23 protein-coding genes and 1 riboswitch are annotated in these 25,817 nt (G+C 71.2%); of the genes, 4 read left to right on the forward strand and 19 right to left on the reverse strand.

Annotation, left to right across the window (positions count from 1 at the left end; all coding sequences use genetic code 11):
• Nucleotides 1-7 precede the first annotated feature (7 nt).
• On the reverse strand, nucleotides 8-448 hold the full coding sequence (locus DRB96_RS01195) for an SRPBCC family protein (protein ID WP_112446357.1): 441 nt from the start codon (nucleotides 446-448) through the stop codon (nucleotides 8-10).
• Between the two features lie 91 nt (nucleotides 449-539).
• Entirely contained in the window at nucleotides 540-1,322 is a 783-nt protein-coding gene (locus DRB96_RS01200) for a metallophosphoesterase (protein ID WP_112446358.1), read from the reverse strand.
• 229 nt (nucleotides 1,323-1,551) lie between these two features.
• On the opposite strand from DRB96_RS01200, the gene DRB96_RS01205 reads away from it, so the two are divergent.
• On the forward strand, nucleotides 1,552-3,348 hold the full coding sequence (locus DRB96_RS01205) for an AMP-dependent synthetase/ligase (protein WP_112446359.1): 1,797 nt from the start codon (nucleotides 1,552-1,554) through the stop codon (nucleotides 3,346-3,348).
• A 15-nt stretch (nucleotides 3,349-3,363) separates the two neighbouring features.
• Here the strand turns inward: DRB96_RS01205 and DRB96_RS01210 are convergent, their stop codons facing one another.
• The 7 genes from DRB96_RS01210 to DRB96_RS01240 all read right to left on the reverse strand — a co-directional run bounded on the left by DRB96_RS01210 (nucleotide 3,364) and on the right by DRB96_RS01240 (nucleotide 11,662).
• Nucleotides 3,364-4,980 (reverse strand): GMC oxidoreductase, encoded by a 1,617-nt coding sequence (locus DRB96_RS01210; RefSeq protein WP_112446360.1) that lies wholly within the window; start codon nucleotides 4,978-4,980, stop codon nucleotides 3,364-3,366.
• 121 nt (nucleotides 4,981-5,101) lie between these two features.
• Nucleotides 5,102-6,244, reverse strand: a complete 1,143-nt coding sequence (locus DRB96_RS01215; protein ID WP_112446361.1) for a glycosyltransferase family 4 protein — start codon at nucleotides 6,242-6,244, stop codon at nucleotides 5,102-5,104.
• A 12-nt stretch (nucleotides 6,245-6,256) separates the two neighbouring features.
• Nucleotides 6,257-7,414, reverse strand: coding sequence for a hypothetical protein (locus DRB96_RS01220; protein ID WP_112446362.1), 1,158 nt, complete (start codon nucleotides 7,412-7,414; stop codon nucleotides 6,257-6,259).
• 25 nt (nucleotides 7,415-7,439) lie between these two features.
• Complete coding sequence (locus tag DRB96_RS01225; protein WP_112446363.1) at nucleotides 7,440-8,492, reverse strand: C40 family peptidase; 1,053 nt, start codon at nucleotides 8,490-8,492, stop codon at nucleotides 7,440-7,442.
• 249 nt (nucleotides 8,493-8,741) lie between these two features.
• Nucleotides 8,742-9,764, reverse strand: coding sequence for a C40 family peptidase (locus DRB96_RS01230; protein ID WP_112446364.1), 1,023 nt, complete (start codon nucleotides 9,762-9,764; stop codon nucleotides 8,742-8,744).
• Between the two features lie 253 nt (nucleotides 9,765-10,017).
• Entirely contained in the window at nucleotides 10,018-11,382 is a 1,365-nt protein-coding gene (locus DRB96_RS01235; protein WP_112446365.1) for an NYN domain-containing protein, read from the reverse strand.
• A 40-nt stretch (nucleotides 11,383-11,422) separates the two neighbouring features.
• Nucleotides 11,423-11,662, reverse strand: coding sequence for a hypothetical protein (locus DRB96_RS01240; RefSeq protein ID WP_008738811.1), 240 nt, complete (start codon nucleotides 11,660-11,662; stop codon nucleotides 11,423-11,425).
• Nucleotides 11,663-11,784: 122 nt separating this feature from the next.
• On the opposite strand from DRB96_RS01240, the gene DRB96_RS01245 reads away from it, so the two are divergent.
• Together DRB96_RS01245 and DRB96_RS01250 are read left to right on the forward strand one after the other, a co-directional pair.
• Nucleotides 11,785-12,507: a rhomboid family intramembrane serine protease gene (locus DRB96_RS01245; RefSeq protein WP_112453128.1), complete on the forward strand. Its 723-nt coding sequence runs from the start codon at nucleotides 11,785-11,787 to the stop codon at nucleotides 12,505-12,507.
• Nucleotides 12,504-12,785 carry an Lrp/AsnC ligand binding domain-containing protein gene (locus DRB96_RS01250; RefSeq protein ID WP_112446366.1) on the forward strand — a complete coding sequence of 94 codons (282 nt, stop codon included), beginning with the start codon at nucleotides 12,504-12,506 and terminating at the stop codon, nucleotides 12,783-12,785. The genes DRB96_RS01245 and DRB96_RS01250 overlap by 4 nt, the downstream gene beginning before the upstream one ends.
• 139 nt (nucleotides 12,786-12,924) lie before the next feature.
• Here the strand turns inward: DRB96_RS01250 and DRB96_RS01255 are convergent, their stop codons facing one another.
• The 10 genes from DRB96_RS01255 to DRB96_RS01300 all read right to left on the reverse strand — a co-directional run bounded on the left by DRB96_RS01255 (nucleotide 12,925) and on the right by DRB96_RS01300 (nucleotide 25,186).
• The gene (locus DRB96_RS01255) at nucleotides 12,925-14,367 is read right to left on the reverse strand and encodes an aminotransferase class V-fold PLP-dependent enzyme (protein ID WP_239515986.1); all 1,443 of its coding nucleotides are present in this window, start codon (nucleotides 14,365-14,367) and stop codon (nucleotides 12,925-12,927) included.
• A gap of 228 nt (nucleotides 14,368-14,595) precedes the next feature.
• A riboswitch (SAM riboswitch) is annotated at nucleotides 14,596-14,712 on the reverse strand.
• A gap of 118 nt (nucleotides 14,713-14,830) precedes the next feature.
• Entirely contained in the window at nucleotides 14,831-15,895 is a 1,065-nt protein-coding gene (gene trpD, locus DRB96_RS01260; protein ID WP_112446367.1) for an anthranilate phosphoribosyltransferase, read from the reverse strand.
• A gap of 211 nt (nucleotides 15,896-16,106) precedes the next feature.
• The gene (locus tag DRB96_RS01265) at nucleotides 16,107-17,477 is read right to left on the reverse strand and encodes a cytochrome P450 (RefSeq protein WP_112446368.1); all 1,371 of its coding nucleotides are present in this window, start codon (nucleotides 17,475-17,477) and stop codon (nucleotides 16,107-16,109) included.
• Nucleotides 17,474-18,877 carry a cytochrome P450 gene (locus DRB96_RS01270; protein WP_112446369.1) on the reverse strand — a complete coding sequence of 468 codons (1,404 nt, stop codon included), beginning with the start codon at nucleotides 18,875-18,877 and terminating at the stop codon, nucleotides 17,474-17,476. The genes DRB96_RS01265 and DRB96_RS01270 overlap by 4 nt, the downstream gene beginning before the upstream one ends.
• An 11-nt stretch (nucleotides 18,878-18,888) precedes the next feature.
• On the reverse strand, nucleotides 18,889-19,776 hold the full coding sequence (locus tag DRB96_RS01275; RefSeq protein ID WP_112446370.1) for a hypothetical protein: 888 nt from the start codon (nucleotides 19,774-19,776) through the stop codon (nucleotides 18,889-18,891).
• On the reverse strand, nucleotides 19,773-20,819 hold the full coding sequence (locus DRB96_RS01280) for a polyprenyl synthetase family protein (RefSeq protein WP_112446371.1): 1,047 nt from the start codon (nucleotides 20,817-20,819) through the stop codon (nucleotides 19,773-19,775). Before DRB96_RS01280 ends, DRB96_RS01275 begins: the two co-directional genes overlap by 4 nt.
• A 179-nt stretch (nucleotides 20,820-20,998) precedes the next feature.
• Nucleotides 20,999-22,627 (reverse strand): ubiquinol-cytochrome c reductase cytochrome b subunit, encoded by a 1,629-nt coding sequence (locus DRB96_RS01285; protein ID WP_112446372.1) that lies wholly within the window; start codon nucleotides 22,625-22,627, stop codon nucleotides 20,999-21,001.
• Entirely contained in the window at nucleotides 22,624-23,682 is a 1,059-nt protein-coding gene (locus DRB96_RS01290) for a Rieske 2Fe-2S domain-containing protein (protein ID WP_112446373.1), read from the reverse strand. Before DRB96_RS01290 ends, DRB96_RS01285 begins: the two co-directional genes overlap by 4 nt.
• Complete coding sequence (locus tag DRB96_RS01295) at nucleotides 23,679-24,488, reverse strand: c-type cytochrome (RefSeq protein ID WP_112446374.1); 810 nt, start codon at nucleotides 24,486-24,488, stop codon at nucleotides 23,679-23,681. The genes DRB96_RS01290 and DRB96_RS01295 overlap by 4 nt, the downstream gene beginning before the upstream one ends.
• Nucleotides 24,489-24,565: 77 nt before the next feature.
• A complete protein-coding gene (locus DRB96_RS01300; protein WP_112446375.1) occupies nucleotides 24,566-25,186 on the reverse strand; it encodes a heme-copper oxidase subunit III in 621 nt (206 codons plus the stop codon).
• Nucleotides 25,187-25,385: 199 nt separating this feature from the next.
• On the opposite strand from DRB96_RS01300, the gene DRB96_RS01305 reads away from it, so the two are divergent.
• Nucleotides 25,386-25,787 carry a hypothetical protein gene (locus tag DRB96_RS01305; protein ID WP_112446376.1) on the forward strand — a complete coding sequence of 134 codons (402 nt, stop codon included), beginning with the start codon at nucleotides 25,386-25,388 and terminating at the stop codon, nucleotides 25,785-25,787.
• Nucleotides 25,788-25,817: the final 30 nt, after the last annotated feature.

The raw sequence follows: 25,817 nt of genomic DNA on the forward strand, positions 1-25,817 counted from the left end.
GGAGGTGCTACGCGGCCTCGACCCGCTTCTTCAGGCCGGCCAGCGCCCGGTCGATGATGACCTTCTCCGCCTTGCGCTTGATCATGCCCAGCATCGGGATCTTGACGTCCACGGTCAGCTGGTAGGTGACCTCGGTCCGCGTCCCGTCGCCCAGCGGCGCCAGCAGGTACGAGCCGTCCAGCTGCCGCAGCATCTGGGACTTGTCCAGCGTCCAGCTGACCACGTTCTCGGCCGGCCAGGTGTACGCCAGCGTGTGGTCGTCCTTGATCGCGCCCGCGTCGAGCAGCAGCCTGACCTTCTGGGCCCGGCCCTCGGCGTCGGTGCCCAGCACCTCGGCCTCCTTCACCTCGCCGGTCCACTCGGGGTAGCGGGCGAAGTCGGCGATCACGGCCATGACGTCGGCAGGTGACGCCTCGATCGTGATGCTCGAGCTGGTGTGTTCCGCCATCGCGGTCGCTCCTCCGGGGAGTGTTCGAGGAAGTGTGCGGACGGCCCCAGGGGCCCAGGCCGCCGCGTGAAGGCTATCGCGCGGCCGGGCTTCACCACTCCAGGGCCCACGGCCTTCCCGTGGCCGCGAAGTGGCCGACGTTCACGCACTCGGTGGAGCCGATCCGCATCCGCCGGGCCAGCGGCTGGTGGACGTGGCCGAAGAGGGCGTACCGCGGCCGCATCCGGCGGATCGCGGCGAGCAGCGCGCCGCTCCCCCGCTCGAAGCGCCGGGCCACCGTGTCGTAGCAGAGCTCCGGGACCTCCGGCGGGATGTGCGAGCACAGCACGTCGACGTCGCCCAGGGCCTCCACCTTGGCGGCGTACTCCTCCTCGGGCACCTCGTACGGCGTGCGCATCGGGGAGGGCAGCCCGCCGCCGACGAAGCCGAAGACCCGCCCGCCGATCTCGGCGCGCTGCCCGTCGAGCACGGTCAGGCCGGGGCCCGCGTACTCGGCCCACAGGGCGGGGATGTCGACGTTGCCGTAGGTGGCGTAGGTGGGCCGGGGGAAGGCGGCGAACATCTCCGCGTACTGGCGCCGCACCGCGCCCTCGACCAGCCGTTCCCGGTCCAGCCCGGCCCACAGCCCGCGGGCGAACTCGCGGGCCTCCTCGAAGCGGCGCGCGGTGCGCAGTTCGACGATGCGGTCGGCGTTCTCGACGCCGAAGAGGTCGGGGAAGATGCCGCGCGAGTGGTCGGCGTAGTCGAGGAAGAGGACGAGGTCGCCGAGGCAGATCAGCGCGTCGGCGCCTTCCCCGGCCCGGGCGAGCGCCTCGGTGTTGCCGTGGACGTCGCTGACCACATGGATCCTTGTCCCGCTCTTCGTGCCACCCATGCCCGCCACCCTAGGGGCGCTTGGGCGCGGCTGGTGGCGAATCGGGCCAGGCGGCCGGACCTGCGGTTACTTCCGAGTCGCAAACGGGGTCGACTACTGTCGGCAGGACACGGCCGCGGCATGTGACGGAGGGAACATCTGGCCGGTTCCCTCTATCCGGAACCCACTACCGGTGGGTAACGTCCGGTCGGTCCACATGGTGGCGATGGCGCCCAGAGGAGCAGCAGTCTTGCGCGAGTTCAGCCTTCCGGCCCTGTACGAGGTCCCGTCGGACGGGAACCTGACGGATCTCATCCGCCGCAACGCCGCTCAGCATCCCGACACCGCCGTCATGGCGCGCAAGGTCGACGGCAAGTGGCAGGACGTCTCGGCGACGCAGTTCCTCGCCGAGGTCCGCGCCGCGGCGAAGGGTCTGATCGCGGCCGGCATCCGGCCCGGCGACCGCGTCGCCCTGATCTCCCGCACCCGCTACGAGTGGGTGCTGGTCGACTTCGCGATCTGGAGCGCGGGCGCCGTCACCGTCCCCGTGTACGAGACCAGCTCCCCCGAGCAGATCCAGTGGATCCTCGGCGACTCCGGCGCGGTCGCCGCGATCGTCGAGAGCCCCGGGCACAGCGCGGCCGTGGAAGCGCTGCGCGACCGGCTGCCGGAGCTGCGCGAGGTCTGGGAGATCGAGCGCGGCGCGCTGGCGACGCTGGAGAACGCGGGCGTCGGGGTCACCGACGCCGAGGTCGACGAGCGCAGCGGCCTGGCCAATGCCGACGACCCGGCCACCATCGTCTACACCTCGGGCACCACCGGCCGCCCCAAGGGCTGCGTGCTGACCCACCGCAACTTCTTCGCCGAGTGCGGCAACGCCGTGGAGCGACTGAAGCCGCTGTTCAAGACCGGCGAGTGCTCGGTGCTGCTCTTCCTTCCGGCCGCGCACGTCTTCGGGCGCCTGGTGGAGGTGGCGGCCGTGCTGGCGCCGATCCGGCTGGGCTGCGTACCGGACATCAAGAACCTCACGGACGAGCTGCAGTCCTTCAGGCCGACGCTGATCCTCGGTGTGCCGCGGGTCTTCGAGAAGGTCTACAACTCGGCGCGCGCCAAGGCGCAGGCCGACGGCAAGGGCAAGATCTTCGACGCGGCGGCCGAGACGGCGATCGCGTACAGCCGCGCGCTGGACACCCCGCGCGGGCCGTCCTTCGGGCTGAAGCTCAAGCACAAGGTCTTCACGAAGCTGGTCTACAGCAAGCTGCACGCGGTCCTCGGCGGGCGCGGCGAGTACGCGATCTCCGGCGGGGCCCCGCTGGGCGAGCGGCTCGGGCACTTCTTCCGGGGCATCGGCTTCACGGTGCTGGAGGGCTACGGCCTGACGGAGTCCTGCGCGGCCACCACCTTCAACCCGTGGGACAAGCAGAAGATCGGTACGGTCGGCCAGCCCATGCCGGGCTCCGTGGTGCGCATCGCGGACGACGGCGAGGTGCTGCTGCACGGCGAGCAGATCTTCCAGGGGTACTGGAAGAACGAGACGGCCACCGCCGACGCGCTGACCGACGGCTGGTTCCACACGGGCGACGTCGGCACGCTCGACGAGGACGGCTACCTCACGATCACCGGGCGCAAGAAGGAGCTCATCGTCACTGCGGGCGGCAAGAACGTGGCGCCCGCGGTGATCGAGGACCGGATCCGGGCGCACGCGCTGGTCGCGGAGTGCATGGTGGTCGGCGACGCGCGGCCGTTCGTGGCCGCGCTGGTCACCATCGACGAGGAGTTCCTCGGCCGGTGGGCGGCGGAGCACGGCAAGCCGGCCGGTGTGACGGCGGCGGAGCTGCGGGAGGACGCGGACCTCATCGCCGCCGTCCAGAAGGCCGTGGACGACGGCAACGCGGCGGTTTCCAAGGCGGAATCGGTGCGGAAATTCCGCATTCTTCCCTCCCAGTTCACGGAGGAGTCCGGGCACGTCACGCCTTCGCTGAAGCTGAAGCGGAATGTCGTGGCGAAGGACTTCGCGGACGAGATCGAAGCGCTCTACCGGGGCTGACGGCCCGGCGGGGGCTTAGCGCGGGTCCTCGGCGAGGACCCGCGCCATGTTCCGTTCCGCAAGCGCGGTGACGGTCACGAAGGGGTTCACGCCGAGCGATCCGGGGATCAGCGAGCTGTCGGTGGCGTAGAGGCCCTGGTAGCCCTTGACGCGGCCGAAGTCGTCGGTCGCGTCACCGAGGACGCAGCCGCCCAGCGGGTGGTAGGTGAAGTCGTCGGCGAAGTTCTTGTTGTCGCCGAACAGGTCGTAGCGGTAGATGGTGAAGTTGGCCCGGTTGATCCGGTCGAAGAGTCGCTTGGCGGCCTGGACCGACGGGGTGTTCTGGTCCCGGGTCCACTGGAGCTTCGCCGAGTCGCTGGCCGCGTCGTAGGTGAAGCGCCCGCGCTCCGGGTTCTTGGTGATGGCCAGGTACATCGAGATCCAGTGCTCGAACCCCATCGGGAGCGGGGCGATCTCGGCGAAGACCGGGTTCGAGGCGTTGTCCCAGTCGTCGATGCCGAGGGCGGGCATGGTGGCCTGGTTGGCGCCGACCGTGTCCCACAGGTGGTTGGCGCGGGCGGTCATGACGTTGCCGTTGGGGCCCCAGCCGAGGCCCACCTTGTCGTTCAGGGCGGGCAGCGTGCCGGTCTCGCGGGCGCGCAGCAGGATCTCGGTGGTGCCGAGGCTGCCGGCGCCGAGGAAGAGCTGCTTGCAGCCGAGTTCGCGGACCTGGGTGACGCGGCCGGTGAGGTCGCTGGTCTGGACGGTGAGGACGTAGCCTCCGGCCGGGTCCTGCCGTACGCCGACCACGCGCTGCATGGTCTCGATGGTGACGTTGCCGGTGCCGAGGGCGGCGGCGAGGTAGGTCTTGTCGACGCTCTTCTTGCCGTGGTTGTTTCCGTAGATGACCTCGCCGGCGAGCGCGGACTTCGCGGCGGTGCCGGCGGCCTCGCGCTTCATGTACGCGAAGTCGTAGACGTTGGGGACGAAGGTGGTCCGCAGACCGGCCTTCTGGGCGTGCTTGCGGGAGATCCGGGCGAAGCGGTACCACTCGGTGGACTCGAACCAGGCCGGGTCGATGTCGTTGACCCCGAGCATGGCGCGGGCGCGGGGGTAGTACGTGCCGTACATCTCGTCGGCGTCCACCCGGGGCATGACCTCGGTGAAGTACGAGCGCTTCGGCGTGGGCGCCATGCCGCCGTTGACGAGGGAGCCGCCGCCGACGCCGCGGCCCACGTACACCGACATGTCCCCGTAGTTCACGCGGTCCAGGACGCCGGGGTACGGGCTGATGTTGCGGTTGACCACGTCCAGCCAGAGGAACTGGGCGAGCGGGGCCTCGGTGCGGTTGCGGAACCACATGGAGCGCTGGTCGGGGGCGGAGGTGGAGGGGAAGACCTTCCCGTCGGGCCCGGGGGTGTCCCAGAGCCGTCCCATCTCCAGCACGACGGTCCGCACCCCGGCCTGCCCGAGGCGCAGCGCGGCGACGGCCGAACCGTAGCCGGAGCCGACGACGATGGCGGGGGCGTAGTGCGCGGCCGCGGGTTCGGCGGCGGCCGCGGACTGCAGGCCGATGCGGGTGAAGCCGAGGGCCGCCGCCGTCTGCAGGGCGCCGATCCCCAGAAGATGACGGCGCGTCAGTTTGGGTGTCATGGCGGCATGATGGGGCGGATGCCCCGATACCCCCAGAGTCCGTGCTGACATATATCTGAGTGACGGTCAGCCATGGCCGGTCCTCACCCCTTCTGCTACCGGAAGGGCCCTGGGCGGGCTCTCAGAGCAGCTCGCGCAGCCGGTCCGCCAGCAGGTCCCAGCGCCACTTCTCCTCGACCCAGGCCCGGCCGCGCTCGCCCATGCGGCGGCGCAGGTCGGGGTCCCGGAGCAGGGCCACGACGCGGTCCGCCGCGTCCGCCGGGGCGCCGCCGGGCACCACCCAGCCCGTCTCCCCGTCCAGCACCGCGTCCGGGGCCCCGCCCGAGTCGCCCGCGACCACGGGCAGGCCCGTCGCGGAGGCTTCGAGGTAGACGATGCCCAGGCCCTCCACGTCCAGCCCGCCCCGCCGGGTGCGGCACGGCATCGCGAAGACGTCGCCCGCGCCGTAGTGGGCGGGCAGTTCCGACCACGGGACCGCGCCCGTGAAGACCACCGAGGAGGCGACCCCCGTGGCGGCGGCCAGCTTGCGCAGGTCCGCCCCGTACGGGCCGCCGCCCACGACGAGCAGCACCGCGTCGGGCACCGCCGCCAGGATCCGCGGCATCGCCTCGATCAGGGTGTCCTGGCCCTTGCGGGGGACGAGGCGCGAGACGCACACCACGACCGGCCGGTCCGACAGCCCGAGCCGGGCCCGGACCGCGTCCCCGCCCGACCCGGGGTGGAAGGTCTTCTCGTCGACTCCGGGCGGGAGCTGCGCCATCCGCGCCGCCGCCCGGTCCGTCACGGCCGAGGCGATCCGCGAACGCGTGTACTCGCCCAGGTAGGTCAGCGTGTCCGTGCCCTCGCCGATGCGCCGCAGCAGCTGCCTGGCGCCCGGCAGCTGGGCCCAGCCCGCCTCGTGCCCGTGCGTGGTCGCCACGATCCGCCGGGCGCCGGCCCGGCGCAGCGCGGGGCCCATCAGGCCGAGCGGGGCCGCGGCCCCGAACCACACGGACTCGCAGCCGTGTTCGCGCAGCAGGCCCACCGCCCGCCGGGTCACCCTCGGGGTGGGCAGCAGCATCGTCGTCCGGTCGCGCACGACCTGGAAGGGCTGCTCCGCGTCGAAGGCGGCGGTGGCTTCCCGGCCCTCGGCGGAGTGCTTCCAGGTGGAGGCGTAGACGACGACGCGGTCGGGGTCCAGCCGCAGCGCCATGTTGTGGAGGAAGGCCTGGATGCCCCCCGGCCGCGGCGGGAAGTCGTTGGTCACGATCAGCGTCTTGTGCATCGCTTCGCGACCCTACCGGAGCTCGCGGGCGAGCTCGCGGCGCCAGGCTCCGGCCAGCCCGTCGGCGTCCGTCCCGAGGACCTCCTCCAAGGCCGCGGGCAGCGGCTCGCTCCCGGCCTTCGCGTACAGGTCGACGAGCGCGGCGTCGCCCCACGTGCCCGCGATGAGCCGGCAGGCCATCCAGGAGCCCTCGTACGCCCTCGCCAGCGCCTCCGCGTCCCCTCCGAAGGCGAAGGCCCCGTCGGCGGGGAGCGCGCCCGGCAGGTCCCCGCGCCGCACCGCCCGGGCGAGCGCCGGGGCGGCCTCGGCGGGGGTCCGCTGTCCGCCCCGGTACGCCGCCCAGTCCGCGAAGCCCTCGGAGAGCCACAGCGGGGTCCGCCCCGTGGTCGCGGCGCGGGTGGCGACGTGGGTGGTCTCGTGGGTCAGGATGACCTGGCGGCCCTCCGCCGTGAGCTGGGCGTACCCCTCCGGGTTGACGACGACCCGGTCGGCGGGGGCCGGCCCGGGGCCGGTCCGCCCGGTGGTGACGGCGCCCAGGCCCCGGTACTCGGCGGCCGGCCGGCCCAGCAGCGCCGCCATCGCGTCGAGGGTGCCGGGGACGAGCACCACGACCCGGCCGGCCCACGGCCGCGGCCAGGCGGCGCTCGCGGCGGGCACCGCCACGTCGGCCTCCCGCGCGATCGCGGACAGGGCGGCGGAGCTCTGGCCGGCCCCGCCGAGCACCAGGGCGTACGTCCCGCGCTCCACGGTCACCGGACCCTGGTCCCACAGCTGGGGCGCGGCGCCCGGGGCGGGCCGGTCGGCCACCACCTTCCAGGAGTCCGCGTCCCGGGCGAGCTCGACCTCGCGGTCCGATCCGGCGGGGGCCGCGGTGTCGTAGCCGGTGAGCCGGTAGCCCAGCCGGGCCCGCGCGAAGGCCCGTACGCCTTCCTCCCGGACCGAGGTGACCTCGTAGGACCAGTCCTCCAGCGGGACCGCCGCGAGCCGCTCGGGCGGGGCCGCCGACCAGGCGGCGACGGCGCCGCGCACCGCCCGCTCCGTGGCGCCCGCCGGACGGGAAGCGGAACCGGAAGCGGAACCGGAGTCGCAGCCGGCGAGCGGCACGCACAGCAGGAGCAGCGGCAGTGCGCGCGGAAGGAGGCGGCACAGCCGGCCAAGGCCCGGGAACATCACCCGATCGTACGCAGGAGGACCCTCAGGGCCGCGTCACCGAGGACACCGGCATCATCCCGACCGGGTCGTAGCGCACCCGCGCTCCCGGGTACGGGGCGTGCACCACCTGGCCGTTGCCCACGTACATGCCGACGTGGCTGGCGTCCGAGCGGTACGTCACGAGGTCGCCCGGGCGCGCCTCCGAGAGGGAGACCCGCTGCCCGGCGTGCCGCTGCGCCTGCGAGGTGCGCGGCAGTGCGACGCCCGCCTGGCGGTAGGACCACACCATCAGCCCGGAGCAGTCGAATCCGGTGGGGCCGGTGGAACCCCACACGTAGGGCCGGCCGACGGCGGAGCGGGCCGCCATCACGGCGGTGGCGGCGCGGCCGGAGGAGGGGCCCTGGGAGGCGGCGCCGGGCAGGTCCGGCAGGCCCTCGGGACGGCCGCCGGAGCGCGAGGCGCGCTCGAAGTCGGCGCGCTCCTCGGTGGGCATCGCGTTGAGCAGCCGGCGGGCGGCGGCGAGCTTGGCGGTGACGGCGCGCTTCTCCTTCGCCACCTCGGCGCGCAGGGCGTCGAGTTCGGCGAGTTTGCGGGAGGCGTCCTGGCGCTCCTGGCCGAGCCGGCGCTGCTCGGAGCGCAGTTCGTCCAGCCGGCGGGCCTGGCGGCCGGTCAGCCGGTCGAGGGCGGAGGCCTTGGCGAGGTACTCGTCGGGGTCGTCGGAGAGCATCAGCTCGACCGCGGGGTCGATGCCGCCCGCCCGGTACTGGGCTCCGGCGTAGGCGCCGAGCACCCCGCGCATGGTGTTGATGCGGTCCTGGCCGCGGGCCACCGCGTCCTGGACCCGGCCGACTTCGGTGCGCAGCCCGTCGGCCTTCTCGCCCGCCTGGTTGAAGCGCTCGGTGGCCTGCTCGGCCTCCTCGAAGAGCCGGTCGACCTGGGCGCGGGCGCCGGCCGGGGGCTCGAGCGGGAGGCCCGGGGCCGCACTCGCGGGTGCGCCCGTCATGGCGACCGCCGCTCCTGCCGCGGCGGCGGTGAGGACGGTGACCTTCGTGTTCCGGTCGAGGACGCTGGGCCCGGACCGGCGATGGGACGCCACGTGAGAACCGCTCCCTTCCGCTGCGCGGGACCGGGTCCGCCCCCCGTGGACGGCCGTGTGCCGGGTTCCGCGGTGGCAGACAGTAGCGGCGCCGGAGGGTGCCGGCCAACGTCCTCGACGGGCACGCACAGTGACGCCCCGCCGGAGACGCAGGTCACCGGCGGGGCGTGTGGTCAGATCGGGGCTCCGTAATTCGCCCGGATGGGCGGTGTGCGGCGCGTCCCCCGCGGACCGGGGGCGGGGCGGGCGTCAGCTGCCGACGCGGACCCCGTACGCGAATCCGCTGAGGGATCCGTACAGGACGCCGGCGCTGGGGTTGGCGGCGTGGAAGACCTTGCCGTTGCCCGCGTACAGCCCGACGTGCTGGAGGTTCGAGTAGAAGACCAGGTCTCCGGGCTGGAGCTCGCTCAGGCTGATCTTCGGGCCTTCCTTGACCTGGTCGAAGGTGGTGCGGCCGATGGTGATGCCGGCCTGCTTGTAGGCCCACTGCGTGAGGCCGGAGCAGTCGAACGCGTTCGGGCCGGTGCCGCCGCGGACGTAGGCCTTGCCGTTCTTGGTCACGGCGGCCCGCAGCGCGTCCGCCGCCCGTCCCGAGCCCTTCACGTTGCTGAGCTCGGCCTGCTCGGCCGCGCTGCCGCTCTCCTTCTTGGCCTCCTCCTTGAGCTGCGCGCGCTCCTGCGCGGTCAGCGAGTTGAGGAGGGCCTGGGCCTCGGCGAGCTTGTCCGTCGAGACCTTCTTCTTCTCGGCCAGCTCCTTGCGGGTGGCGTCGAGGTCGGCGAGCTTGCCGGCGGCCTCCTGGCGCTGCTGCGCGAGGCTGCGCTGCTTGGCCTGGATCTTCTGGACCGACTCGACCTGCTTGCCGCTCAGCTGCTCCAGCGTGGAGGCCTTGTCGAGGTAGTTGTCCGGGTCGGCGGAGAGGAACAGCGCGAGGGACTGGTCTATGCCACCGGTGCGGTACTGGGCGTTGGCCATCGAACCTATGGTGCCGCGCAGGGTGTTGAGCTCGCCCTGGCCGCGGGCGACCTGGTCCTGGAGCTGCCCGATCTCCTTCTCGAGGGCGTCCTGGCGCGTCTGGGCGCCGTTGAACTTCTCGGTCGCCTGCTCCGCCTCTTCGTAGAGGGCGTCGACTTTGGTCTTGACCTCGTCCTTGCTCGGCTTCGCCGGGGCGGCGTTGGCGGCCTGGCCGGAGAGGACCACGGCGGCGGCGGCGGTGACGGTGAGCACGGTCGCGCGAGTGCGGGTCGGCTGCTTGGGTCGACGGTGGGACGCCACGAAGGCGAGCTCCTTCTTCCTCGAGCCGCCGAAGAACGCAAGCTCGGCGACACCTTCGCTGTCACCCCGAATGAGTGAACTACCGCACGAAGGTTTGAGGTGACCCTAGTGACCCTTCTGTGATCAGTTCAAATCCTGCCGGGAAAAATTTCGCCCTCCGACCAGCTTCTTTACCAAGAGCGCACGCTCTGTGCCGACGACTTGACGGTCCGTCCCCCCGATCACATGCCAATTCCGGCATCAGGGCCACCCGTTACGAAACGCGCGAAAGCCGCTTCAGCAACAAGGCGGACGTCACCGGCCGCGCACCCGCCTTGGCCACCCCGTCGGCGACCTCCCGGTCCGTGGAGACCACGACCACCGGCCGGCCGGGCGGCTCGGCACGCACCAGCTGGCGGATCAGCTCGTCCGCGGTCACCCCGGCCTTGGAGAACAGCACCCGCACCCCGCGCGGCGGCGCGAGCAGCACCGGGGCCGCCAGCTCCGCCCCGTCGAAGACACAGGTCATCTCGGCGCCCGTCTGCGCGGCGAGCATCGACAGCCCGCCCAGCAGCCGCAGCCGCTGCTTCTCCAGCGGCATCGTCGGGTAGCCGGTCTTGGTGACGTTGTAGCCGTCGATCACCAGGTGCGCCTGGGGCAGCGCCAACAGCTGGTCCAGCAGCGCCGGGTCGGTCTCCGACAGGGCGCGCGCCGCGATGTCCTTGGGGGTCATCCGGCCCGGCTCCACCGCCTCCACCGTGTCGGCGGGCCGGGTGGACACCGGCGGCAGTGCGAGCTCCCGGCGCAGCCCCGCGGCCGCGTCCAGCACGGTGTCCAGCAGCAGCCGCAGCCGCATGTCCTCGATGCTGCGCCCCTCGCGGGTGGCCCGGCGCGAGGTCTCCAGCGCCGTCTCCACCTCCGCGAGGCGGGACTTGAGCCGCCGGCTCTCGCTCTCGGCGGTGATCACCTGCGCGGCCGCCTCGGCACGGATGCCGTCGATCTCGGCGTTGAGCTTGCGCAGGGCCGCGTCGCCCCGCTTGACGTCGCTCAGGGCGCTGCGCAGCTTGCGCTGAAGCGATTCCGCTTCCTTGCGCGCCGCGTCCAGATCGGCCCGCACCTGGTCGCCGCCCGCGCGCTGCGACTCCCGTACGTGGGCCAGCTCCTCGCGGAGCCGGTCCATCTCCCGGCGCGCCTCCTCGTCGACCCGCTCGGCGTCGGCGCGCTGCGCCTCCTCGCCGGCGGCGGCCACGAGCTTGGCCCAGCCGGCCGGCCGCAGGACGTAGGCGGCGGCCGCCACGTCCAGCGGGTCGGCGGCGGCGGGCGGGGCGCCCGACTCCAGCGCCCCGGCCAGCTCGGCCTGCGCCTCGCGGAGCTTCTCGGCGACCCGGCCGCGGAAGACGGGGTCGCTCTCCACGGCCGTGGCCATGGCATTGCCCGCGAACTTGGCGCGCCGGGTCGGGGTGAACCGCGCGTACTGGCGCAGTTGCGCCGGGAGGTCGGCGACCGTCAGACCGCCGAAGGCGTCCGAGACGAGCGCGACGACCCGGCGCCGCACGCCTTCCGGCAGCGGGCGGTCGAGCACCTCGGCGGCGTCGCCGGCCGCGTCGGCCGGCTCAGCGCCGCTTGCTGGCTCCACAATCCGTCACCCCTACCGTCATTCACCTGAGGGCGGGGCTCCGTCAGGAGTCCGCGCCCGGCCTGTCCACGAGCTCGATCTGGTCCACCGCGTTGCACCAACGGCAGCGCACCGACTCGATGGTCTCATTGACCACCTCGCGCTCCTCGACCTTGGGCTCCCCGGCGAGGTCCAGGTGGACGTACTCGACGACCTTCGACGAACGGGTGACGTCGAAGCGCGTGAGGTTGCCGCACAGGGTGCAGCGCCACCGGGTGGTGTCGGTCGGCAGGGGAACCGTCATCAGGCCGTTCTCTCCTTCGGTTCGCGCACACGGCCGCGCCGTGTGCGCGCGTGCGTGCGTAGCTCGTAACCCTACGGCCTGCCGCGCTCGCGGGCGGGCCCGGCTGGGTCATGCTCGGTCGCATGATCGTAAGGTGGCGGGCCGTACGCGAGGCCGCGCGGGGACCGGTGGTCACCCACGCGCTGATCGCCGGCTGCTGTGTGGTGTTCGTGCTGAGCCCGGCGTCGGGGCTCAATCCGGTCTACGGGACGGATGATGAGCTGCTGGCGACGGGGACGGCGTACTTCCGGCGCTGGGGCGTGGTCCCGGACGAGCTGTTCGCGGGCGGCGGCAGGGCGCTGCTGACCCCGCTGACGGCCCTGTTCGTGCACGGCAGCTGGCTCCACCTGCTGGGCAACATGCTCTTCCTCTTCGTCTTCGGGGCGATGACGGAGCAGCGCATGGGCCGGGCGGGGTTCCTCTGCTTCTACGTCTGTACGGGCTACCTGGCCCTGGCCGCGTACGCGGCGGCGAACGCCTCCTCCGACCAGACCCTCGTCGGGGCCTCCGGGGCGATCTCAGCGGTGCTGGGGGCCTTCCTGTGCCTGTTCCCCGGGGCGCGCGTGACGAGCCTGTTCCCGTTCCTCTTCTTCGTGCCGCTGCGGTTCCCCGCGTGGATCGTCCTACTGTTCTGGTTCGCCCTGCAGTGGCTGGCGGCGCACCGGGCGGGAAGCGGTCCGGGCGTGGCCTATCTGGCCCACGTGGTGGGCTTCTCGGTGGGCTTCCTCTACGCGTGGGTGCGCTACAGGCGTGGGGCTAGAGTGAGGCGGACAGTGCCCGCAGGCGAGGGAGACAGCCAACCGTGATCACCGCACTCGTGCTCATCAAGACCAGCGTGGACCGGATCCCCGAGATCGCCGAGGCCATCGCCGCGCTGGAGAACGTCAGCGAGGTCTACTCCGTGACGGGCACCTACGACCTGATCGCGCTGGTCCGCGTGGCCCGCCACGAGGCCCTGGCGGACGTCATCCCGGGCCGCATCAGCAAGATCCCGGGCGTCGAGGCCACGGACACGCACGTCGCGTTCCGCACGTACTCCCAGCACGACCTGGAAGCGGCCTTCGCGATCGGCCTGGACGCGTAGCGGTTCGCCGTCCGGCGGCTCACAGTTCCGGCAGGGACCAGGCCCTGCTCACGAGGTCGCCCGCCACAGGGGCAGCGGCTCGCCGACGGAAGCCCGCAGGGTCGGTATCGGGTCCCAGTACGTCATGCCCGGCAGCCTGTCAGACGGCCGGGACGCAGCGGCCCTCTTCGGTGCGGTACTGCCACTTCGCGCCGTCCGCGACGAGCTCCTTGACCGCGCGGACGAAGCGCTCCACGTGCTCGTCGGGGGTGCCGGCGCCGAAGCTGACGCGGATCGCGTTCAGCGAGCGCTCCCCCGGGGCCGCCTCCGGGGCGCCGCACTCGCCCGGCTCCTGCGGCTCGCTGCCGAGCAGGGTGCGGACCAGCGGGTGGGCGCAGAACAGACCGTCGCGCACGCCGATCCCGTACTCGGCGGAGAGCGCGGCGGCGAAGTGGGAGCTGTTCCAGCCGTCCACCACGAAGGAGATGACGCCGACGCGGGGGGCGTCGTCGCCGAAGAGGGACAGGACGCGGACCGCCGGGACCTCGGCCAGGCCGTCCCGGACCTTGGCGATGAGGTGCCGCTCGCGGGCGACAAGGCTGTCGAAGCCCGCCTCGTTCAGCGCCTTGCAGGCGGCGGCGATGGAGTAGACGCCGATGACGTTCGGGGAGCCGGCCTCGTGGCGGGCGGCGGTGGTGTGCCACTCGACGTCGACGCCGCCGGCATCCTCCCCGCTGACGCGTCGCGTCACCTTGCGGGAGGCGCCGCCGCCGGCCAGGTACGGCTCGGCCTGCTGGAGCCAGTCCGCGCGGCCGGCGAGCACGCCCGAGCCGAAGGGCGCGTAGAGCTTGTGCCCGGAGAAGGCGACCCAGTCGACGTCGAGGTCCTGGACCGAGACGGGGTGGTGCGGGGCCAGCTGGGCGGCGTCCAGGACGATGCGGGCGCCGTGGGCGTGGGCGACGGCGGCGAGCTCCTTGACGGGCCACAGCTCGCCGGTGACGTTGGAGGCGCCGGTGACGCAGACCAGGGCGGGGCCGTGGCCCCCTTCAATTGATGCGGTGCGGTCGGCGAGCGCCCGCTCCAGGGTGGCGACGGCCTCGTCCGGGGTGCGGGGGGCGTTGAGGTAGGTGACCTGCGCGTTCGTCCAGGGCAGCAGCGAGGCGTGGTGCTCGGTCTCGAAGACGAAGACCTGGCAGTCGGCGGGCACGACGGCGGCGAGCAGGTTGAGGGAGTCGGTGGTGGACCGGGTGAAGATCACCTGGTCGGTGGGGCGGCAGTCCAGGAACTCGGCGACGGTGACGCGGCTCTGCTCGAACAGGTCGGTGGAGAGCTGCGAGAGGTACCCGGCGCCGCGGTGCACGCTGCCGTAGTACGGGGCGTAGGCGGCCACGTCGTCCCAGACGCGCTGCAGGGCGGGGGCGCTGGCCGCGTAGTCGAGGGCGGCGTAGGTGACTTCGCCGCCGGTGACGAGCGGCACGGTGACGTCGCGGCCGAGGACCGGAAGCGGCTCGGCACAGGCGGGGTCGACGGTGACGGCGGTGGTGACGGCGGCGGCGGCGGTCGCGATGGTGCTGGTCGCGGCGGCGTTCAGGGTCGCGGACATGGCGGTATCTCCCGGCAGGCAGGGGTGAATGGCTTCGAAAATGCCCGTACGCGGGTACGGCGCTGCGGCCGTCCGGGGGTACGGGAGTGCCTCGGAGTCGGGTGGCGTACTCGGGGTACGCAAAAGTGACCCTGTTCCGAGGGTTTAAGAAGGGGCTGAGTCGCCCTATCGCATTCGCTTGCTCACGGAAAACGCTCCTCGAGAGACCAGGACCCCTGGTGTTCGAGGGATCCGCGCTTGCCGTAGACCTCACTGCCCACGACCTGGTCATCACCCGGGGCACCCCGCCACGGAAGGAGGGTTGCCGGACAGCAAGCCGGGGCCAAAACGCTGTCACTCGTGACCTGCTGAGCATCCTGCCACAAGATCCCGCCGACGCAAGACCCCGGTCCACATGGCGGACCGGGGTCTCCTGTTCCACGCCGTGCTCGGAGCGCGAACCCGCGAACCCCGCGCCGGCCGCTCAGGCGTTGCTCGCCGCCACCCAGCGCGCCAGCGACTCGCGGGCCGCGCCCGAGTCGATCGCCCCGGCCGCCCGCGCGACGCCCGCCGCGAGCTGCTCCTCCAGCGTGCCCGTGCCCGGGTCGAGGGCGACCAGGGCAGCCGCCGAGTTCAGCAGGACCGCGTCGCGGACCGGGCCGGGCTCGCCGGCCAGCAGGCGGCGGGCGACGTCCGCGTTGTACGAGGCGTCCTCGCCGCGGAGCGCGGAGACGTCGACCAGTTGGATGCCGATGTCGCGCGGGTCGAAGGACTGCTCCGTGACCCCGCCGTCGCGGACCCACCAGACCCGCGAGGTAGCCGTGGTGGTGAGCTCGTCGAGGCCGTCGTCGCCGCGGAAGACCAGCGCCGAGGAGCCGCGCTCCGCCAGCACGCCCGCCACGATCGGGGCGATCCGGGCGTCGGCGACACCGGTGGCCTGCGCCCGCACCTTGGCCGGGTTCGTCAGCGGGCCGAGGAAGTTGAAGGTCGTCCGGATGCCCAGCTCCTTGCGGGCCGCGGCCACGTGCCGCAGCGCGGGGTGGAACTTGACCGCGAAGCAGAAGGTGATCCCGGCCTCCTCGACGACCTCGGCGACCCGCGCCGGGGTCAGGTCGAGGTTGACGCCCAGCTTCTCCAGGACGTCCGAGGACCCGCTGGCCGAGGAGGAGGCCCGGTTGCCGTGCTTGACCACCTTGGCGCCCGTACCGGCCACGACGATCGCCGACATGGTGGAGATGTTGACCGTCTTGGCGCCGTCGCCGCCGGTGCCGACGATGTCCACCGTCCGGCCCGGCACCTCGATCAGGTTCGCGTGCGCGTACATCGCCCGGACGAGGCCGGTGATCTCCGCGACCGTCTCCCCCTTGGCCCGCAGCGCGACCGCGAAACCGGCGATCTGGGCGTCGGTGGCCTCTCCCCGCATGATCCGGTCCATGGCCCAGGCCGAGTCGTCGGCGCCGAGGTCCCGGCCGGACAGCAGGGCTTCGAGCACACCCGGCCAGCCGCGGGCCGCCACGCTGTCGCCGCCTGCCGGGGTCACCACGTTCATGGTCCGCTCCTGCTGCTGGTCTGGATGCCCAGTCGAATGGGAAGGCCTTCAGCCTATCCAGCCCCGGAGACCGCAATGAGCCCCGTCCCGAAGGGCGGACACGCGGGACCGGAACTCGGCCACCGCGCACGCGCGCGAGCCGGGCCCCGTTCTCCGGGGCCCGGCTCGCCTTCGCACACCGCGGTCAGCCCGGTCAGTGCGGCCAGTGCGGTCAGCGCGGTTCCACCCGCATGGGCAGGGGCCCGGTGGACAGGCTCATGTGCGGCCTCGGCTTGACGCGCGTGCCGGGCACGGGGCGCAGCCGCCACTTGGACGCGATGGCCGCCAGCGCCAGCGTGGCCTCGGTGATGCCGAAGACGTCGCCGATGCACTTGCGGCTGCCCGCGCCGAACGGCACGTAGGCGCCGCGGGCCACGTCCTTGGCCCGGTCGGGGAGCCAGCGGTCCGGATCGAAGTGCTCCGGCCGGGGGAACAGCCCGGGGATCCGGTGCACCACGTACGGGCTGATGATGATGTCGTCGCCCGGCATGAGCGGGACACCCCCCAGCTCGGTGGCCGTGGTCGTGGTCCGGGTGTAGATCCAGGCCGGCGGGTACAGCCGCAGGGTCTCGGTGAAGACCCGCTGCGTGTACCGCAGCTCGGGGATGTCCTTGAACTCGGGGAACCGCTCCCCCGGACCCCCCAGCACGTGGTCCAGCTCGGCGTGCAGCCGCGACTCCGCCTCCGGGTTCTGCGCGAGCAGGTGCAGCGCCCAGGTCAGGGCGGAGGCCGTGGTCTCGATGCCGGCCAGCAGCAGGGTCATGACCTGGTCGTGGACCTCCTGGTCGGAGAGCTTCTCGCCGCTCTCCGGGTCCTCGGCCGCGAGCAGGGCCGACACCAGGTCGCCGCGGTCCCGGTCCGAGGTGCGGTAGTCCTCGACGATCCCGTCGATCAGCTCGTGCATCTGCTCCAGCGCCCGCGCGAACTCCCGGTTGGCCGGGGTCGGCAGCTTGCCCAGCAGGCCCGTCGGATCCACCGCGTTGCGGTAGGCGCCGCGGACGATGACCGGCAGGCAGTGCTGGATGACCGCGACCGCGTGCGGGGCGATGTCGAGGGCGAACAGGGCCCGCGCCGTGATCCGGGCGGTCAGCGCCTGGGTCACCTCGTTGACGTCGACGACCTGGCCGGCCGTCCACGTGCCGGCCTGCGCCTCCACCTCCTCCTGCATCACGTGCGCGTACGTGGCGATGCGGGCCGGGTGGAAGGCCGGCTGCACCAGCCGGCGCTGGCGCTTGTGGTCGGCCCAGTCCGAGGTGATCAGGCCGTTGCCGAGGATCGGCCGGGCCTTCTCCTTCATCGGACCGCCCGTGTCGAAGACGCGGGCGTTCAGCAGCACCTGCTGGATGAGCTCCGGGTGGCAGGGCAGGAAGGTGCGCTTGCCGCCGATCCGCAGTTCGACCAGGTCTCCGTGGCGCGGCAGCGAGGACAGGAACCGGACGGGGTCCCTGCCCATGGACAGCGCGTTGCCGAGCAGCGGGAGCGCGCCCGGTGCCCGGGCCACCCGCCACTCGCGGGTCGCCGTCTTGTCCCGCAGCGTCTTCATCCGTCGGTGTCCTTCGTCGTGCGGCGGCGCGGTTCGCACCTCATGGGCAGGGGCCCGGGCTCCAGCGTGGCCTTGGGCTGCGGGCGCAGTTCCGTACCGGGTACGGGCCTCAGGCGCCAGCCGTTCGCGATGGTGCTGACGATGAGCGTGGTCTCGGCCAGCGCCAGGACGTCCCCGATGCACTTGTGGGCGCCGTGGCCGAAGGGCACGAGCGCACCCCGGGGGACCTCCGCGAGGCGGGGCGGGAGCCAGCGCTCGGGGTCGAAGCGCTCCGGGTCGGGGAACAGCTCCGCGTTGTGGTGCAGCGCGTAGGAGCTGTACATGATCATCGTTCCCTCGGCGATCCGGTGGCCGCCGATCTCCACGTCCTGCGCGGCCACCCGCATCGACAGCCAGGACGGCGGGTAGAGCCGCAGGGCCTCGGTGATGACCCCCTTGGTGTACGGGAGGTCCGGCAGGTCGTCGAAGAGCGCCGGGCGGCCGTCGAGCACCCGGTCGATCTCGTCCTGCATCCGGCGCTCCGCCTCGGGGTGGCGGCCCAGCAGGTGGAAGACGAAGGCGAGGGTGGAGGCGGTCGTCTCGCTGCCCGCGACGAGGAAGGTGACCACCTGGTCGAGGATCTGGGCCTCGCTCAGGCGCTCCCCGGTCTGCGGGTGCTCCACGTTCAGCAGGATGGAGAGCAGGTCCTCGTCCCCGCCCTCGTGGCCCCGCCGCGCCTTGATCATCTCGTCGACGATCTCCCGGAGCCTGCGGTTGGACTCGTCGTAGCGCCGGTTGCCGGGCGTGGGCAGTTTCTCCATGACGCCGACGGGCGCGACGGTCCGCTTGTAGATGCCCTGGGACACGGTGCGCAGGCACTCGCGGGCCTCGTCCGTGGTGGCGTCGTCCAGCCCGGCGGAGAACAGGGTCCGCGCGGCGACGCGCATCAGCAGGACGTGCATCGCGTCGGAGACGTCCAGGACCTGCCCGGGCTCCCACGACTCGATGGTCCGGGCCGTGTCCGCGGCCACCGAGTTCGTGTACGCGGCGAGCCTGGCCGGCTGGAACGCGGGCTGGATCAGGCGGCGCTGGCGGCGGTGCTCCTCGCCGCGGGAGACCGAGAGGCTGTTGCCGAGCAGCTGCCTGGCCTTGTCGAACACGCCTCCCTTGTCGTACGTGCGGGGGCTGAGCAGGATGTGCCGGACCAGGTCCGGGTGGCAGGCGAGGTAGGCCCGCTTGGGCCCGAGCCTGAGCTCCACCAGGTCGCCGTGGGCCGGCAGGGACGCGAGGAAGCCGAGCGGGTCCTTCCAGAGCGCGAGGGTGTGCCCGAGCAGGGGGACGGCGCCGGGCGCCTTGGCCACGGTCCAGTCGCGCGTGTCCGCGGCGGGCGCGTGGGAGACCGAGGGGGCCGGGGCCGGCATCTGGACGCCTTTCACTGGATCCGCGAGTTGACGTCGTTGACGGCCGCCTTGTAGCGCTTGTTGCTGGTCGTCCAGATGAAGTTGCCGTAGATGAGGTCGAGCATCACGTCGCGGGAGACCGGGTCGAACTCCTTGATGCACCGGACGTCCTCCTCGATGTCCGCGAGGCGGGCGTCGAAGAACTCCTTGAACGCGCGCTCGTCGGCGACGTCGCAGAGCCGGAAGCAGTTGGTGACCTGCCCGAGGGCGATCTCCCTGTCGTAGGAGTAGAAGTCGTTGACGATCGCCAGTCCGCGCGTGGTCATCCGGGCGGCGAGCCCGCTCTTGGCGTGCTCGGAGAAGTCCGCGTGGCGGTAGATCTGGTAGGACATCTTCATCCAGAAGTCCACGCCGACGTCGGTCACCCGGAACCGGAAGTACTGCTCGGGGGAGGTCTCGCACAGGACCCGTTTGATGTCCGAGTCCCGGAACATGTTGTCGCTCACGACGAAGGCGCGGGCCGCCTCGTAGGCGAACCAGACCTCGTCCGGCTCGTAGTAGTGCTCGCAGATCTTGCGGATCTCCGGCAGGAAGGCGTCGAAGTCGTGCAGGGCCGGGTCCATGTCGTCCCACACGAAGGTCACGCAGTTGAGGATGCAGACCGCCTTGAAGGCTTCGACGTCCTGCACGTGGCGGGCGCTCTGGGACCAGCGGACCACGTCCATGTACGAGATCCAGCGCTCGTCCGAGATGTTCTTCCCGAGCGGCGCCACCGCGCGGTTGCACGCGTCGATGACCTCCCGCAGCTGTGCCCCGTCGAGCTCGACCATGGTGGGCCGGTGGTCGAAGTCGCGGGCGAAGAGGTCGCGGAAGCGCTCGGTGCTCTCCGCCCAGTAACGCATCATGCTGGTGGTCGTCATGAGTTCCTCGCAGTGGCCGTACCGGCGATGTCCGTCAGGTCGCGGATCGCCTCCTGGGTGAACGGAGATCCTTCGAGGGCGGCGACCGCACGGGCGCGGCGCTCCTCGATCATCTGCTCGACGCCCTCGCGGGCACCGGTCGCGGCGAAGAGCGCGCGCGCTTCCTCCGCGTCCGCCTCGTCGAGCAGCGGGTTGCCGATGAGCGCCCGCAGCCGGGCCTCCTGCTCCGCGTCCGCGGCGCCCAGCGCGAGGGCGACGAGCGTGGTGCGCTTGCCCTCGCGGAGGTCGTCGAGCCGGGACTTGCCGGTCAGCCGCGGGTCGCCGTACACGCCGAGGAGGTCGTCGCGCAGTTGGAAGGCCTCGCCCAGCGGCAGGGCGTAACGGGTGAAGGCCTCCATGGCCGCGGCGTCCGCGCCGGCCAGGGCCGCGCCGATGTGCAGGGGGCGCTCGATGGTGTACTTCGCCGTCTTGAACCGGTTGACCAGCAGCGTCGCCTCGACGTCGGTGCTGAGTTCACCGGTGGCCCGCAGGTCGAGGTACTGGCCGAGCATGACCTCGGTGCGCATCTCGGCGACGACCCGCAGCACGGGCAGGAGCCGGTCCTCGGCCGCCGCGCCCTTGAAGAGCAGTTCGTCCGACCAGATCAGGGCGAGGTCGCCGACGAGGATCGCGGCGTTCTCCCCGAGCCGGTCGCGCCGGCCCGGTTCCCGGTCGCCGTGGCCGGAAGCCAGGGCCTGGTGGATGGTGGGGCGTCCCCGGCGGGTGTCGCTCTGGTCCATCACGTCGTCGTGGATCAGTGTGAAGGCGTGGAACATCTCCAGAGAGGCCGCGACGCGGAACAGTGCTTCCGTGCCGGCACCGCCTCCGACAGCCTTCCAGCCGATCGCGCAGAGCAGCGGGCGCAGGCGCTTGCCCTCGGAGGTGAAGTCCCGGAGCAGCTCCGCCAGGCTGCGCAGTTCCGGTCTGTCGTTGGCGTTGCCCTTGGCGGTGAGGAAGTCCTCCAGGACTGCGCCCACCGCCGTGCGGACCGTGTCCGCGCTCATGGGCGTGTCGGTGGCTATCGGAACAGTGATGGGACTGCCCCCTCTCGTGTCTCTTGGCAGGTTCTGGTGCCGTGAGAAGCCTGGGGGCAGGCGCTAAAGCGGTGACGAAGCCATGGAAAAACACGCGTGCCCCGCTGGAAACCAGCGGGGCACGCGTGCGTCTGTGGCGACTGGGGAGGTCAGTGGTGGCCGTGGCCGCTCTGGATCTCCTTGTACTCCTCCACGGTGGGCTTCTGGATCTGGCTGCCCTCCGCGTAGAACCCCTTGCTCAGCTTCGCCTTGAGCTTCTCGAGCGGCTTCACCTTGCGCTCGACACCGTTCTCGTCGACCGTCGGGCCGAGCTCGATCGGCGCGTACTGCTCGTGCGCGGTCAGCTGGTGCAGCTTGCCCTGCGAGAGCGGCTCGTGGATCTCGACGAACTCACCGTGCGGCAGGCGCTTGATGACGCCGGTCTCGCGACCGTGCAGCACCTTGTCGTGGTCCCGGCGCTGGAGGCCGAGGCAGATCCGCTTGGTGACGATGAAGGCGAGGACCGGGACGACGAAGAAGCCGATCCGGACGAACCAGGTGATCGAGTTGATCGACAGGTGGAAGTACTGGGCGAACAGGTCGTTGCCGCCGCCGATGAGGAGCACGATGTACTCCGCGATCCAGGCGACACCGAAGGCCGTACGGGTCGGGACGTTGCGCGGGCGGTCCAGGATGTGGTGCTCGCGCTTGTCCCCGGTGACCCACGACTCGATGAACGGCCAGACGGCGATGGCGCCGAGCACCAGCGGGAAGAGCAGCAGTGGGATGAACACGCCCAGGACGAGCGTGTGGCCCCACAGGTTGATCTCCCAGCCCGGCATGGCACGGATCAGGCCTTCGGGCATGCCCATGTACCAGTCGGGCTGCGCACCGGTGGACACGTGGTCCGGGCGGTACGGGCCGATGGCCCAGATCGGGTTGATCGACGCGATCGCCGAGACGGCCGCGATGATGCCGAAGTTCAGGAAGAAGAAGCCTCCGGCCTTGGCCGCGTAGACCGGCAGCAGCGGCAGGCCGACGACGTTCTTCTCGGTCTTGCCCGGACCCGCGAACTGGGTGTGCTTGTGGTACACGACGAGGATCAGGTGGGCCACCAGCAGGCCCATCATGATGCCCGGCAGCAGCAGGATGTGGACCGAGTAGAACCGGGAGACGAAGTCGCCGCCCGGGAACTCGCCGCCGAAGAGGAAGAACGAGATGTACGTGCCGACGACCGGCACGGACAGGATCGCGCCCTGCATGAAGCGGACACCGGTGCCCGAGAGCAGGTCGTCCGGCAGGGAGTAACCGGTGAAACCGGTGAACATGCCGAGGACCAGCAGGAGGAAGCCGAAGATCCAGTTGATCTCGCGCGGCTTGCGGAACGCGCCGGTGAAGAACACGCGCATCATGTGCACGAGCATCGCCGCGACGAAGATCAGCGCCGCCCAGTGGTGGATCTGGCGCATGAGCAGACCACCGCGGACGTCGAAGCTGATGTCCAGCGTCGAGGCGAAGGCCTCGGACATCGTGACGCCCTGCATGGGGACGTACGAGCCGTGGTAGACGACCTCGTTCATGCTCGGGTGGAAGAACAGCGTCAGGTACACACCCGTGAGGATGATGATGATGAAGCTGAACAGGCAGATCTCACCGAGCATGAAGGACCAGTGGTCCGGGAAGATCTTGCGCAGGCCGGCCTTGCCCAGGCTGTGAATGCCCATCCGGCCGTCGATCCAGTCGGTGACACGTTCACCGGCCGGAGCCTTGCGCTCGTTGGTTTCTGTGGCAGTGCTCATCCGCGCTCCCAGAATGCAGGACCGACGGGCTCTTCGAAGTCGCTGAGCGCCTCGAGGAAACCTTCGTCATTGACGCCGATCCGCAGCTGCGGGAGCGCGTGACCAGCCGGGCCGAAGATGACTCGGGCGCCGTCGGAGAGGTCGAAGGTGGACTGGTGGCACGGGCAGAGCACGTGGTGCGTCTGCTGCTCGTACAGGCTGATGGGGCAGCCGACGTGGGTGCAGATCTTGGAGTAGGCCACGATGCCGTCGTGGGACCACTCCAGTTCCTGCTTGTCCTTGATGTCCTCCGGCTTGATGCGGACGATCATCAGGGCGGCCTTGGCGATCTGCACCTGGAAGTCGTGCGCGTCCTCCTCCAGGCCTTCCGGCATGGCGAAGGTCAGCGAACCGACGAGCACGTCCTCGGGACGCAGCGGCTCCATCGTGTTCTGGTTGATGAGCAGCTTGCCCTTGGCCCAGATCGTCTTGCGGAGCTTGTCCTCGGGCAGCGGGCCCAGGTCGCGCAGGATCACGACGGCGGAGAGCGGCAGCATGGCCAGCGCACCGAGCAGCGTGTTGCGGATCAGCGGCCGACGGCCGATGCCCGACTCGCGGGCGCCGTCCTTGAAGTTCTGCTTGGCCTTGGCGCGCGCCTCGGGCGTGGCCGCGATGTTGTGGCGCTCTTCGGCGATCTCCACGTCGGACATCAGGGTGCGGGCCCAGTGGACCGCACCCGCGCCGATGCAGAAGAGCGCCGTGCCCAGGGTCATGCCCAGGGCGAAGTTGAGCGCGCTCACCTTCCCGATGGGGAAGATGTAAACGATCTTGTCGACCGGGAGGATCACGAACGAGGCGATGAACCCGATCGTGGCCAGCATCGACAGGGTGAACAGCATGGCCACCGTGCGCTCGGAGCGCTTCGCGGCCCGCTCGTCGATGTCCTGGATGCGCGGCCTGTGAACCGGCAGACCCGGGTCCGCGAACGGATCGTCCGCCACTGCCACGCCACCGTGGTGCGCGTCGCCCTGCTCGCTCGGCAGGTGCTTCTCTTCGGGAATGTCTTGGCTACTCATGACTTCTTGGCCTTAGCGGTGTGGGCCGCGACCCAGACGGCGACAGCGATCAGCGCACCCAGAGCGAAGACCCAGCCGAACAGGCCCTCGGAGACGGGGCCGAGGCCACCGAGCTTGAGGCCGCCGGGGTTGGTCGACTTTTCGCCGTTGACGTTCTGGAGGTACGCGATGATGTCCTTCTTCTGCTTCTCCGGCATGGTGCTGTCCGGGAAGGAGGGCATGTTCTGCGGGCCGGTGAGCATGGCCTCGTAGATGTGCTTCGGCTCGACGCCATCGAGGTTCGGGGCGTACTTGCCGTTCGTCAGCGCGCCGCCCTCACCGGTGAAGTTGTGACACTGCGCGCAGTTGTTGCGGAACAGCTCACCACCCTTGGCGATGTCGGCGCCGGCCGGGTCGTACTGCTTCTCGTGCGGCGTGATCGGACCGGCACCGAGGGACGCGATGTACGCGGCCAGCTGGTCGGTCTGCGCCTGCGTGTAGATGACGGGCTTCTTCGGCACCTGGGCGCCGGGCTGCTGGGCGGGCATGCGGCCCGTGCTCACCTGGAAGTCGACGGCTGCGGAGCCGACGCCGACCAGGCTCGGGCCGTCAGAGGAACCCTGACCGCCGGTTCCGTGGCAGCTTGCGCAGCCGACGGCGTAGAGCTTCTGGCCCTCCTCGATGGCGAGGGACTGGGCGGTTTCGTCGGCCTGCGCATTGCCCGCGGGCGCGAAGGCGGCGTACAGCCCCCCAGTGACCGCCAGCGCGAAGAGTAGAACGACGACCGCCGCCAGCGGATGGCGTCGTCGTGCGGAGAGCTTTTTCACGGATTACCCCGGGTGTCAGGATCTTCTGCGTCGGTGTTTCTGGATGGAGTGCCGGGTCGGGCCCGGCGACGTTCTCGCTACTTGATCAGGTAGATCGTCGCGAAGAGGCCGATCCAGACGACATCGACGAAGTGCCAGTAGTAGGACACGACGATGGCCGACGTGGCCTGTTCGTGGGTGAACCTCTTGGCCGCGTACGTCCGGCCGAGGACCAGCAGGAAGGCGATGAGACCGCCCGTCACGTGCAGCCCGTGGAACCCGGTGGTCAGGTAGAACACCGATCCGTACGGTCCGGACGAGAGGCTCATGCCCTCGTGCTTGACCAGCTCGGTGTACTCGAACACCTGGCCGCCAATGAAGATCGCACCCATGACGAACGTGATGATGAACCACGTCCTGAGCTTCTTCACGTCACCCCGCTCGGCGGCGAACACGCCGAGCTGGCAGGTGAGCGAAGACAGCACCAGGATCGTCGTGTTCGTCGCCGAGAACGGAAGGTTCAGGAAGTCAGCCTGTTCCTTCCAGTACTCGGGTCCTGTCACGGATCGCAGGGTGAAGTACATCGCGAAGAGGGCCGCGAAGAACATCAGCTCGGAACTCAACCAGATGATGGTTCCGACGCTGACGAGGTTCGGCCTGTTGACCGTCGGGTGCGCGTGCCCGGTATCTACTGTCGTTGCTGTCGCCACGACCGACATTATGTCGGTCCCTTATCCCGCCCTCACCCCGGGGGGTGCCGTTCGGAGTGTCAGGGCCGTGTGCAAGGCCCGAACGGCCCATCAGATCGCCCCCGAACGTCTGATCACAAGGGTGTGCGAACCGATGTTGACCGCGGGTCGGACGGAGTAGCATCCCGCGCAACATCAGCGTTTTTCACGGGACACGTGGAGGAACGAAATGCGGGCGACTGCGCGGGTTCTGGTCTACAGCGACGACGCGGGCACCCGGGAGCAGGTGCGGCTGGCGGCCGGGCGCAGGCCGGCCTCCGACCTGCCGCCGGTGGAGTTCCTGGAGTGCGCGACCCTTCCGGCCGTCCTCAAGGAGTTGGACGCGGGCGGCATCGACGTGTGCGTCCTGGACGGCGAGGCGGTTCCGGCCGGGGGCATGGGCGTGTGCCGGCAGATCAAGGACGAGATCTTCCGGTGTCCGCCGGTGCTGCTCCTGATGGGCCGTCCGCAGGACGCCTGGCTGGCCACGTGGAGCCGTGCGGACGCCGCCGTCACCCTTCCGGTGGATCCGGTGGACTTCGCGCAGGCCCTGGCGGGTCTGCTGCGCGCGCGGCTGTCTCCGGCGGCTTAGGCCGTCCCTTTCGGATCTCGCAGGGCCCGC

Source organism: Streptomyces sp. ICC1, assembly GCF_003287935.1.
GTDB classification, from domain to species: domain Bacteria; phylum Actinomycetota; class Actinomycetes; order Streptomycetales; family Streptomycetaceae; genus Streptomyces; species Streptomyces tritrimontium.

Coding starts and splice junctions, on each gene's coding strand:
- DRB96_RS01265 (WP_112446368.1), bottom strand. CDS start 17,477: ATGAAGACGCTGCGGGACAAGACGGCGACCCGCGAGTGGCGGGTGGCC.
- DRB96_RS01275 (WP_112446370.1), bottom strand. CDS start 19,776: ATGACGACCACCAGCATGATGCGTTACTGGGCGGAGAGCACCGAGCGC.
- DRB96_RS01290 (WP_112446373.1), bottom strand. CDS start 23,682: ATGAGTAGCCAAGACATTCCCGAAGAGAAGCACCTGCCGAGCGAGCAG.
- DRB96_RS01285 (WP_112446372.1), bottom strand. CDS start 22,627: ATGAGCACTGCCACAGAAACCAACGAGCGCAAGGCTCCGGCCGGTGAA.
- DRB96_RS01245 (WP_112453128.1), top strand. CDS start 11,785: ATGATCGTAAGGTGGCGGGCCGTACGCGAGGCCGCGCGGGGACCGGTG.
- DRB96_RS01300 (WP_112446375.1), bottom strand. CDS start 25,186: ATGTCGGTCGTGGCGACAGCAACGACAGTAGATACCGGGCACGCGCAC.
- trpD (WP_112446367.1), bottom strand. CDS start 15,895: ATGAACGTGGTGACCCCGGCAGGCGGCGACAGCGTGGCGGCCCGCGGC.
- DRB96_RS01195 (WP_112446357.1), bottom strand. CDS start 448: ATGGCGGAACACACCAGCTCGAGCATCACGATCGAGGCGTCACCTGCC.
- DRB96_RS01200 (WP_112446358.1), bottom strand. CDS start 1,322: ATGGGTGGCACGAAGAGCGGGACAAGGATCCATGTGGTCAGCGACGTC.
- DRB96_RS01240 (WP_008738811.1), bottom strand. CDS start 11,662: ATGACGGTTCCCCTGCCGACCGACACCACCCGGTGGCGCTGCACCCTG.
- DRB96_RS01280 (WP_112446371.1), bottom strand. CDS start 20,819: ATGAGCGCGGACACGGTCCGCACGGCGGTGGGCGCAGTCCTGGAGGAC.
- DRB96_RS01210 (WP_112446360.1), bottom strand. CDS start 4,980: ATGACACCCAAACTGACGCGCCGTCATCTTCTGGGGATCGGCGCCCTG.
- DRB96_RS01255 (WP_239515986.1), bottom strand. CDS start 14,367: ATGTCCGCGACCCTGAACGCCGCCGCGACCAGCACCATCGCGACCGCC.
- DRB96_RS01305 (WP_112446376.1), top strand. CDS start 25,386: ATGCGGGCGACTGCGCGGGTTCTGGTCTACAGCGACGACGCGGGCACC.
- DRB96_RS01270 (WP_112446369.1), bottom strand. CDS start 18,877: ATGCCGGCCCCGGCCCCCTCGGTCTCCCACGCGCCCGCCGCGGACACG.
- DRB96_RS01220 (WP_112446362.1), bottom strand. CDS start 7,414: ATGTTCCCGGGCCTTGGCCGGCTGTGCCGCCTCCTTCCGCGCGCACTG.
- DRB96_RS01215 (WP_112446361.1), bottom strand. CDS start 6,244: ATGCACAAGACGCTGATCGTGACCAACGACTTCCCGCCGCGGCCGGGG.